We start from the raw sequence: 10271 nt of genomic DNA on the forward strand, positions 1-10271 counted from the left end.
GACTATGGATAAAAATGGCGAAGATATAGAAGAGTTAAGCATATTTTTAGCAAAATATGCTGCTGCACTATTATCAAGTGGTGCTTATACCTCGCGTGTGTCTCGTTGCACGGAGCGTATTGGTGAGAGTTATGGATATGATGTATCTATGATTATTTGGCTTAAATACATTAATCTTAGTATCGCACAAAAAGATAATTATGAATATCGTCGCACACAAGTCAGCTCAAACCCTCCTATGAATACAAATTTTAGAATCATATCAGAGCTTAGCGCATTAAGCTGGCAAATACATGATAGCAAAATCACACTCAAAGAAGCGCGTATAAGATTTGAGTATATTATGCAAAATAAGCATAATGGCTTTTTTGCTACACTCTTTTTTGCAAGCCTTGCGAATGCAGCATTTTGCAAGTTATTTGAAGGTGATATTGGTGCATTGATATGCGTATTTATGGGGACATTCGCTGGATTTGCAAGCAAGCATATACTAACAAATTTACAGGTTGATATACGCGGAATCTATGTGCTTGTATCTTTTATCTCTTCGTTTGTCGCCTATATTGGCGTGCATTTTGGGATTACAAAAACACCCGGAATTGCCATTGGTTTAAGCATTGTATATCTAATACCCGGCATACAAATCATTAATGCCCTAGCAGATGTCTTGCATGAATACACTTTAATGGCATTAAGTCGCGGTGTGAATATGATTATTTTACTGACTTGTATTGCAGTTGGTGCGTATTTAACATTGAGTATTGCTCATGTGAGTGTGTTTGATGTTTAATTTAGAGTTATATCCCCAATTACAAGAGTTTTTATATACTGATTTTTTTAATACAAACACGCTACCACACATTTTTTATAAAATGCTATTTGCTATGGTTGCTGGATTTGGCTTTGCTTATGCACTTCATCCGCCCAAAAAGGTATTTTTTGGAATCATTATTGTTGCTGGATTTGGCTATTTTATCCGCTCCATTCTTTTGCAAAGCCCTATTTTTAGCCTTGCTGGTGCTACTTTTTGTGCGGCAGTCTGCATGGGATTTGTCGCCATGCTACTTGCAAAATACACAAAAGTCCCCGTAGAAGTTATTGTATTTCCCGCACTTTTACCTATGTTTCCGGGTAGCTATGGATATAGAAGTATTTTATCACTTCTCACCTTTACGCAACATGCCGATAAGCCAGAACAGCTTACTTATTTACTCGCATTTTTTAATAATATTACGACAATGCTATCTGTTTCACTCTCCCTTGTTGCTGGTGTATTAGTGATATTTATCATTTTCCATGAGCAAAACTTTACAATGACAAGGGGGACTAAAAAGACTTCAATCTATCAGGTATTACGCGAATTGCGTAAGACTAGAAAGCAAAAGCCATAATAATCTCTTGTTATACTCATATTGTATCTGTGTTTTTATTGCTTATTCACATGTAAAGCACTCTTCCAAAAAGCTAAGACTAGAAGCATGTAGTAATAGCCTATCTGTGCTGCAATAATGAAGCCTTATATCTTTTAGAATCTTTTCTTGATGTGAGGGCAAGGCATAATAAAAAAGTAAAAATGTAAAGAAGAAAAATTCAAAATCTTTATTGAAAGTTTGTATTTTACTATGTGGTTGAGAGAGTTTAGAATCTATCTCATTTGAGCGATAGTGGGGTTTAGGGTGCAAGCATTGCGATATAGATTCTGTATCATCATACAAGAAATATGAGAGAAAACTCGCCCGATTTGTTTTATTATATTTTTGAGAAAAAAAGCAAGAGATTAGAATCTTACTCAGTGATAGAGATAGAAATTTACAAAATGGTAGAACGAAATATTTAGATTCTGTAATTTGAATATTTTTGGAATCTGTATTTAAATCTATTTTAGAATTTAATCTTTGTTTAGATTCCATATTAGATGTTTCGCTTTGCTCAATATGACAAGCTGTTTTAGCTTCTATAGTCTTACAAGCTATGTTAAAATTTAGCATTACATTATAAAGCATTTTTTGTGTTATGTTTTTATCTCGCCTTAAATAATGTATAGCATAAACATATTTTTGAATACTGCTAGAATGCTTTTTTGTGAGAGTTTCAAAGAGATAAGATTCTATGTTTGCTTTCAACTTCTTGCTTTGTAAATCAAGGAATAAACTCGCAACAACAGGGCATAAGCCATAAAGCGTATCACCTAATATTTTATGTTGCAAACTTGAAGTGTGAATGCGAAGCTGATGTGTTTTGCCACTTAAGGGAAAAAGTTTTACAAGTGTAAATTTTTCGTTTTGTTTAGATTCTAAGTTTTTAGATATTTCTTTTTTGCTTTGCTGAAAGTCAGTATGAAAAGCGGTTATGAAATCTAGCTTTTTATTGTTTTCTAAAGATATTTTGCTATGAGTATTTGGCAAAATATTTTTTTTAGATTCTAAGCCTTTAGATGTTTGCTTACACTCAATATGACAAGCTGGTTTAAAATCTAGCTTTTTAGATACTTCGCCTAAAGGCTCAGTATGATAAGTATGGGAATCTAAAATATTATTTTGCGCCCTAAACCCCGCACCCCACACATTAAGAAAAGATTCATAACATTGCAATAACTTCTTTTCATTAAAAAAATCGCTATATTGCAAGGTAAAATCATCACTTTTTCTAGCCATAGAATCTTGCTTAATTTTTTTATCATAATCACACTCTGTAAAAAACATAAAATCTTGTATAAAGTCTCTAGAAATATCAGCTAAATTTTCCTGCAGTGTGAGTGGAACAAGTGCTTTATGTGAAAAAAATGGATTGCTAGATTTATAAAGATAGCTTGAAACTTCATTAAAGCTATGAAATACATGAAGTGGTGTGAGTATGGTAGTAGCCCTGCTTTGGTCTTGTTGTATAGAATCTTTTGTGATAACTTTTATTTCATTTTCTTTAATCGTTTTTACCCTTAAATCCTTAGCTCTACCTTTAATGCAAAGATTCCCAAAATCTTTTAGAAAAATAATCTCTGATTCTATAAGTAAAGATTCTTTAACTTCGCCATGCAAAATAGCCATATAGCTTTTTTTCACGCCTTTTTGTAAAAAGAGATTTTTTAGCATGATTTCACTTTGCTTATCGATAGAACACACTAAAAGCCCACTTGTTTCATAATCAAGTCTATGACAAGGATTAGCATGTTTGCCAAAATAATACCGCAAAGAGTCGAGTATGCTTTTAGAATCTGCTAGGTTTTTAGGGTGAGTGAGAAGTTTTGAAGGCTTATTAAACACACAAAAATAAGGGGGATTTTGCGAGATTTTTATCTCTAAAATAGGAATATCTTGCTGTAAAATCACATGATTTGGTGGCACACAAGCAAAGAATGGTGTAAGCTTAATATCATCTGGCATAAAGCTTAGAATCTCTACATGTCCTTTTTCTAAAAAGTCTTTTTTATGAATGATTTTAGAATCTTGTTTTATGCGGTTTTTATCAAGTAGCTTTTGTGTGTCCTTTTTGCTATATCCATTTTGAAGTAAGAAATGTGTAGCTTTTATGCGTTCTGCTACTTGAAGTGAGATTGTCTTAAAGCCCACAGATTCTATCCCTTATAAATATTTCGCATAGATTAAAATAATAGATTCTATTCTGTATAGACTCTATCGATTATAAGCATGATTTGCCTATTTTGTGTGGTATAAAAGTTTTGAGAATCAAGGGCTATTGTCGCACGAAAATATAATATAGAACCGATAGTAAAGTTATAATCCGCATATTTTTGATTAAAAAACATGCCTTTAATACTGCTATTTTCTGTCCGTTTAAAGTGAAATTCACTGAATCCTTGCCCTGTTTTCCTACACTCAAGTATCTCCATTTCACAGAGAAATTTTGGCAGTGGATTCCCATTTCCAAAAGGTTCAAAACTTGTGATACATGAAAAAAGCTCATAATTAATTAAATGTGAGTTTAATATACCCAACACATTCTCTTTTTTCTCTATATTATGAGAAATTGGCTTGAAAGATTTTATAAAAGATTCTAGATTATAGTCTTTTAATTCCAGTCCCACAGCTCCCACATGTCCGCCATATCGCTGCATTAAATGCCCTATTTTTTGCATGCTAGAGATGAGATCTACATCACCAGCACTTCTGCCACTGCCCTTACATACGCCATTTGTATTTGTTAAAACAAAGCAAGGTTTTTGAAACTCATCAGCCATTTTACCCGCTACAATCCCTAATACACCTTCATGCCAGTCTTCACCTACCGCACATAGCATATTCTCATTTTGAGGTATTTGACTAATAGATTGAAAGGCTTTATTGGTTACATCATCTTGTAAATGTTTTCTTTGTGCGTTTAAGTCTTTTAGTTGTTTAAGATAGAATCTAGCATTTGGCAGTGAATTAGCCCGTAAAAAAGATAGGGCGATTTTACCATCGCTAATCCTACCTGCTGCGTTTAAAAGCGGAATAATTCTAAATCCTAGCACTTGAGAGTCAATACTGCTTTTTAGATTCTCCATAAGGGCTTGAAAGGCATATCTTTTACTATTTGGAATGTGCTTTAAGGCGTATTTACAAATCGTGTGATTTATCGCATTAAGTGGCATTACATCAGCGATTGTTGCGATACCTACAAGCAGTAGAAAAGATTCCATTCTTATAGTTTTTAGATTCTTTTCATAGCAATTTAAAAACTTTTTTGTCTGGTTATTCTTAGCATTAGAATCACTACAAAGATTTAGCATACTAATCTTTATCGCACAGCAAAAATACCACGCCACTAAGCTCCCACAAATCTCACTATAAGGGAAGTTACATATTGCTTGTTGCGGATTAATCATAAAGTTGCAACAAGGAATCTTTTGACTTTTATTGCTATCTACTTCAAGTGTATGATGATCTGTGATTATCAATCCTATATTATGCTCCCTGCAAAGATCTGCTGCTTGAAAGCTACTCACACCATTATCAACGGTTATAATCACTTTTACATCACTATGCTCTTTTAGAATCTCATGAAATAGTTTTGTGCTGAAACCATACCCATGTATGAATCTATTTGGCATAGCAAAGGCTACATTATTATATGAAAGCTGGTCGAAAAAATCAAGTATAATAGAAGTCGCACAGATTCCATCAGTATCATAATCCCCAACGATTACAATCTTTTCATTCTTTAATATGCTTTGACATACAAAAAGACTTGCTTCCATATTATTATAAAGTTCTTTTGGGTGCGGTATATCTTTTAATGTGTGAAAGCAAAAGTCTTTGAATCTTGTTTTTAAAATAGATTCTATTTCATCGATATGACTAAAGGTTTGTAAGCCTTTTTTGATCGCATTAAAGTCATGCTGCGTGTTTATAACAGAATCACTAGGCATATTACACCTTATTTGTGATACTTTAGGGCTTGCTGCACGAATGCAAGGATAATGGCATTAGGATTCTGTAATCTTGAGGTAAATTCAGGGTGAAACTGCACACCAACAAAAAAGTTATGCTTTGCAATCTCTATTGTCTCAATAAGCCCATTACACTCACCACTAATGATTAAGCCGTTCTCTTCAAATAAAGATCTATACTTTGGATTTGCCTCATATCTGTGTCTATGTCTCTCTCGCACAACTTTTAGATTATTATAGGCATTTGAAATCTTTGTATTTGGTTTTAGATAGCATTCATACTCGCCAAGTCGCATTGTGCCACCAAGCGGGGAGTTATGCGTCCTTACCTGCTTATTACCCTCTGTGTCTAAAAAGTCTTCAATCATATAGATAATAGGATTCTTGCATTCTTTATCAAACTCTGTGGAGTTAGAATCTTCTAGTTTTAATACATTCCTTGCAAACTCAATTAATGCAAGCTGCATGCCAAGACAGATTCCAAGAAAAGGTATATTCTTCTCTCTAGCATATTGAATGGCAAATATTTTACCTTCAATACCCCTTTCACCAAAGCCACCAGGGACTAATATACCATCTAGATTCTCTAACTTTGACTCTTCAATATGTTCAGAATCTAAAAACACAATTTCAACTTTTGTATCTAGATTTGCCCCCGCATGAGTTAGGGCTTCTAAGAGTGATTTATAAGATTCTTTAAGGGAGAGATATTTACCCACAAAACCTATTGTAATCTGCTTTGTAGGCGATAGAATCTTTTTTACAAGTAAATCCCATTCTCTCATATCTGGTGTAATCTGTAATTGCAAAATGCGCGATAATGGGGCTAATATACCCTCACTCATAAAGTTTATAGGGCATTTATAAATACTTTGTGCATCTTCGGCACTAATCACACTATCCGTATCCACATCACATGCAAGGGCTATTTTTTGCTTTGTGTCTTTTGATAATGGGACTTCAGACCTTGCGATAATTATTTGTGGGCTAATGCCTATCCTACGCAATTCCTGCACGCTATGCTGCGTTGGCTTTGTCTTTAGCTCATCAGCGGCTTTAATGTAAGGCACAAGTGTAACATGTATGCTTAATACATTATGTGCGCCTTTTTCATGCTTTAATTGTCGCATGGCTTCTAAATAGGGCATACCCTCAATATCGCCCACCGTGCCACCAAGCTCTACAATAAGCACATCAAAGCCAACACCAGCACGCTTTATACGACTTTTAATCTCATCTGTAATATGCGGCACAATCTGTATAGTTTTGCCTAGATACTCGCCCTTTCTCTCTTTCTCAATGACTGATAGATAGATTTGCCCTGTTGTGAAGTTATTATTCCTTGAAAAGCTTGTGTTTAAGAATCTCTCATAATGCCCTATATCTAAATCTGTTTCTGCTCCATCAAGGGTAACAAACACTTCACCATGCTCAAGCGGACTCATAGTCCCCGGATCTACATTAATGTAAGGATCAATCTTTAAAATGGATACACAAAACCCAGCATGTTTCAGTAAAGTCCCAATAGATGATGATGATATGCCTTTCCCAAGAGAGCTTAAAACACCGCCTGTAACAAAGATATATTTTGTATCCATATAACACCTTTTTATTTTTTTTCGAGTCTATTTTTCAAGTGCAATTATAAAATAAAAGTATGTAAAAAGTGCAATGCCCCATCATTTCTCTTAAGTTGTCGTTTTGGTTTTTTGTGTTTGTATGAGATTTGATATTTATTGTGATCATAGTCTTTGCTTAGTGTAGGCTTGTGAATATGTGTGATAAAAGCTTATTTTATTTCTTTATATATGTGTATAGGGCTTTTGCGTAAGAAATAATCCGCATCTTCTATTCCCAAATACATAGTTTTTTGCCATTCCTCAAGGCTACAATACTGCAACATTGAATCTTTCAAATCTTTAATAGCGGTTAAATTTTGTATTCTATCAAAAGTAAAGTTAAATTCTTTAGGCTCATAAATTTCCCACATAATTACAGAATCTAAAACGATAATTTTAGGTGTATTGACTATCCCCGCACACCCTTCATCGCCGCAACCACACACAAAAATTGGGCATTTGCAACTCTCTTGCAAGGAATACTCTAAACGAGAAATATTTAAATAATACGCATTGTTTTTAAAATGAAAATATTGATTATTAATGTAGGGTTGCAAAATAAGCTCATGCGTATATTCAGCAAGTAGTTCATCATCATAATCTTGCGGATCAATTTGTATGCGTTGAAATTTAAAGTTTATTGAATCCATTTATTTCCTTTCAGGCGTGATTATAAAACTAAAAATGGGGAGATGATATGTTGCTACTATTTCAAATATTGCAATGTATATTGTAATATTTTTGTGTGAAATTTGTGTAGATAACACATCGCACTCAAACATGTGAAAAAATATGTACGCAATTGCCAAGAAACATACAACTAATACAAATCAATTTTACTAAAAATTTACATTCTTTATTTTGCAACTTTACAAGCTATATTTATACTTGCAGCACATTTTACTTGAAAGGATTTTTTATGATGAAAAAGTGTATATTAGGGCTTGTGGCAGGCTTAACTCTTGGTGCAAATATAGCTATGGCAGCAGAGAATATTTACCCTATTTCAAGGGAGATGGGATCTGGGACTCGTGGTGCTTTTACTGAGATTTTTGGGATTCAAAAAGAATTAAAAGGCAAGAAAATTGATGCTACCACAACGAAAGCGGAGGTTACAAACTCAACAGGTGTAATGATGACAACGGTGGCAAACTCTAAAAACTCTATCGGTTATATTTCGCTTGGCTCACTGAATGATAATGTGAAAGCAATAAGTGTAGAAGGTGTTATGCCAAGCGTTGAAAATATTAATAATAAGAGTTATAAAATCTCTCGTCCATTTAATGTGGTAATCAAGAAAAGCAATCCACTCATTGAAGACTTTTTAGCATATAGCATTAATGCGAAAGCAATCATTGAAAAGTCTGGCTACATTGCGACAAAAACTAAAAAATTTGTGAGTAAAAAACCTAAAGGAAAGCTTGTAATAGCTGGTTCTAGCTCTATCACACCACTTATGGAAAAGCTTGTAGAATCTTATAAAAGTGTCAATCCAAATGTAGTGATTGAGATTCAGCAATCAGATTCTACAACAGGTGTTAATGTCGTAGTAGAGGGCATCGCAGATATAGGAATGGTATCTCGTGAGGTGAAAGAAGCGGAGTTAAAAAGAGGGATTAGTGTGCGTGTGTTAGCAATTGATGGTTTAGTTATTATTGTAAATAAAGCAAATCCTATCACAAATATCACAAAAGATAGCGTGTATAAGATTTTCACAGGCGAAATGACGACTTGGGATCAAGTGAAATAATGAGATTAATCTCATGAGTTGTGGTGTAGGGTTTGGGTTGCTTTAGAATCTAGCTTAGATTCTAATGGATATTTTGATTAACATTCAAAATAGCAAAAAACAAGATTTAGATTTTACTATTTTATCTCTACGCCATGCAACCACACAATAAGGGATTAGAATCTGTAGTCTAAAACAAATTGTCATGTTGAATGTGGTGAAATGTTTCAAATTGTATAATTTAAGGGAGATATTTCAGCTATGACTCAATATGACAAGAATTTATCCTTAAGTTAAGTAGGCAAAGAATTCATCACAAAGAGTAAAGATTTTTAAAACAACACTTATTGCAACAAAGTTTTGTTTTAAGAATCTAAATGCAACGCTGAGCTTTATTATAAAGATTCTAAAGGAAATAAATGTTTAAAGAAAGATTTTTTCACACTTTATTTGCACTTTGTGCGATGGGATCTATTTTTGCAGTTTGTGCGATTTGCTTTTTCTTATTTGCAAATGCAATCCCTACGATGAAGCAGATTGGCTTTATGGATTTTATATTCGGGCTAGATTGGTATCCAGAACAGGAATTTTTTGGAATCTTCCCTATGATTATAGGCAGTCTGTGTGTAACCGCTCTTGCTATCCTTTTTGGCGTTCCACTTGGGATTTTTAGTGCGGTTTATTTATCGCAGTTTTGTCCAAAAGGTCCGAAAAAGTATCTCATCATGGCGGTTGAGTTGCTTGGGGCTATCCCATCTGTTGTGTATGGATTCTTTGGTTTAGTGATTATTGTGCCGCTACTTGCTGGTATATTTGATGGCATACCGGGCAAAAGTGTATTGGCGGCGTCTTTCATTCTTACCATTATGATATTGCCTACGATTATTCTTGTATCAAAGGCTGCGATAGATTCTGTGCCGACAAGCTATTATGAAGGGGCGTTAGCACTTGGGGCTAGTAGTGAAAGAAGTGTGTTTTTTGCGGTTTTACCTGCGGCTAAGTCGGGCATTCTAGCATCAGTTATACTTGGCGTTGGTAGGGCTATTGGCGAGGCTATGGCTGTTATTATGGTTGCTGGGAATCAGGTGCAGCTTCCAAGTAGTGTGCTTGATGGCGTAAGGACTTTAACGACAAATATCGTGCTTGAGATGAGCTATGCAGAGGGCTTACATAGAGAGGTATTAATCGCAAATGCTGTCGTGCTATTTGTATTTATCTTGCTGATAAATGTATGTTTCAATCTTATCAAAAAAGAGAAGATTTAGAATCTTTGCTTATTTATTCTATCGCTTAAGTGTGGAATAAATAAGCTTTTTAATATGTCATATTGGGGTTTAATATACATGTTTGCTTTTAGAAAGCAATATTAAATTCATTTTGAGAAATTTTACAAACCCTTTAAACAGATAAGGATATAAAAGAGATTTTTTAGACATTACTAATCTTAAGTTATGATTCCAAATACAGCTTATTTATCAAAAACTTTCTTTGTAATTGTAAATATAGAATCTAATCCCGCAAAAACATACACAAATGC

General features: G+C 34.1%; 8 protein-coding genes. 4 read left to right on the plus strand and 4 right to left on the minus strand.

Annotated features, from left to right (window positions below):
* The first annotated feature begins 4 nt into the window (after positions 1 to 4).
* Together C6H08_RS07645 and C6H08_RS07650 are read left to right on the plus strand one after the other, a co-directional pair.
* The gene (locus tag C6H08_RS07645; RefSeq protein ID WP_034562858.1) at positions 5 to 790 is read left to right on the plus strand and encodes a threonine/serine exporter family protein; all 786 of its coding nucleotides are present in this window, start codon (positions 5 to 7) and stop codon (positions 788 to 790) included.
* Positions 783 to 1391, plus strand: coding sequence for a threonine/serine exporter family protein (locus C6H08_RS07650; protein WP_034562856.1), 609 nt, complete (start codon positions 783 to 785; stop codon positions 1389 to 1391). The genes C6H08_RS07645 and C6H08_RS07650 overlap by 8 nt, the downstream gene beginning before the upstream one ends.
* 42 nt (positions 1392 to 1433) lie before the next feature.
* Here the strand turns inward: C6H08_RS07650 and C6H08_RS07655 are convergent, their stop codons facing one another.
* The 4 genes from C6H08_RS07655 to C6H08_RS07670 form a co-directional block, all read right to left on the minus strand.
* Positions 1434 to 3566, minus strand: coding sequence for a pseudouridine synthase (locus C6H08_RS07655; protein ID WP_034579515.1), 2133 nt, complete (start codon positions 3564 to 3566; stop codon positions 1434 to 1436).
* Between the two features lie 47 nt (positions 3567 to 3613).
* A complete protein-coding gene (locus tag C6H08_RS07660) occupies positions 3614 to 5365 on the minus strand; it encodes a single-stranded-DNA-specific exonuclease RecJ (protein ID WP_034579517.1) in 1752 nt (583 codons plus the stop codon).
* An 8-nt stretch (positions 5366 to 5373) separates the two neighbouring features.
* Positions 5374 to 6984 (minus strand): glutamine hydrolyzing CTP synthase, encoded by a 1611-nt coding sequence (gene pyrG / locus C6H08_RS07665; RefSeq protein WP_034562850.1) that lies wholly within the window; start codon positions 6982 to 6984, stop codon positions 5374 to 5376.
* Positions 6985 to 7175: 191 nt separating this feature from the next.
* Positions 7176 to 7655: a hypothetical protein gene (locus C6H08_RS07670; protein ID WP_034562848.1), complete on the minus strand. Its 480-nt coding sequence runs from the start codon at positions 7653 to 7655 to the stop codon at positions 7176 to 7178.
* Positions 7656 to 7927: 272 nt separating this feature from the next.
* Here C6H08_RS07670 and C6H08_RS07675 point away from each other — a divergent pair, with 272 nt between their 5' ends.
* Together C6H08_RS07675 and pstC are read left to right on the plus strand one after the other, a co-directional pair.
* Positions 7928 to 8755, plus strand: coding sequence for a substrate-binding domain-containing protein (locus C6H08_RS07675; protein ID WP_034579952.1), 828 nt, complete (start codon positions 7928 to 7930; stop codon positions 8753 to 8755).
* 398 nt (positions 8756 to 9153) lie between these two features.
* The gene (pstC, locus tag C6H08_RS07680; protein WP_027338363.1) at positions 9154 to 9999 is read left to right on the plus strand and encodes a phosphate ABC transporter permease subunit PstC; all 846 of its coding nucleotides are present in this window, start codon (positions 9154 to 9156) and stop codon (positions 9997 to 9999) included.
* Positions 10000 to 10271 lie beyond the last annotated feature (272 nt).

It is taken from the genome of Helicobacter bilis (assembly GCF_900198365.1).
In the GTDB taxonomy this organism is placed as follows: domain Bacteria; phylum Campylobacterota; class Campylobacteria; order Campylobacterales; family Helicobacteraceae; genus Helicobacter_A; species Helicobacter_A bilis_B.

Bases quoted from the DNA above. Each gene is read 5' to 3' on its own strand.
- C6H08_RS07645 (WP_034562858.1), top strand. From the start codon at position 5: ATGGATAAAAATGGCGAAGATATAGAAGAGTTAAGCATATTTTTAGCA.
- C6H08_RS07650 (WP_034562856.1), top strand. From the start codon at position 783: ATGTTTAATTTAGAGTTATATCCCCAATTACAAGAGTTTTTATATACT.
- C6H08_RS07660 (WP_034579517.1), bottom strand. From the start codon at position 5,365: ATGCCTAGTGATTCTGTTATAAACACGCAGCATGACTTTAATGCGATC.
- pyrG (WP_034562850.1), bottom strand. From the start codon at position 6,984: ATGGATACAAAATATATCTTTGTTACAGGCGGTGTTTTAAGCTCTCTT.
- C6H08_RS07670 (WP_034562848.1), bottom strand. From the start codon at position 7,655: ATGGATTCAATAAACTTTAAATTTCAACGCATACAAATTGATCCGCAA.
- C6H08_RS07675 (WP_034579952.1), top strand. From the start codon at position 7,928: ATGAAAAAGTGTATATTAGGGCTTGTGGCAGGCTTAACTCTTGGTGCA.
- pstC (WP_027338363.1), top strand. From the start codon at position 9,154: ATGTTTAAAGAAAGATTTTTTCACACTTTATTTGCACTTTGTGCGATG.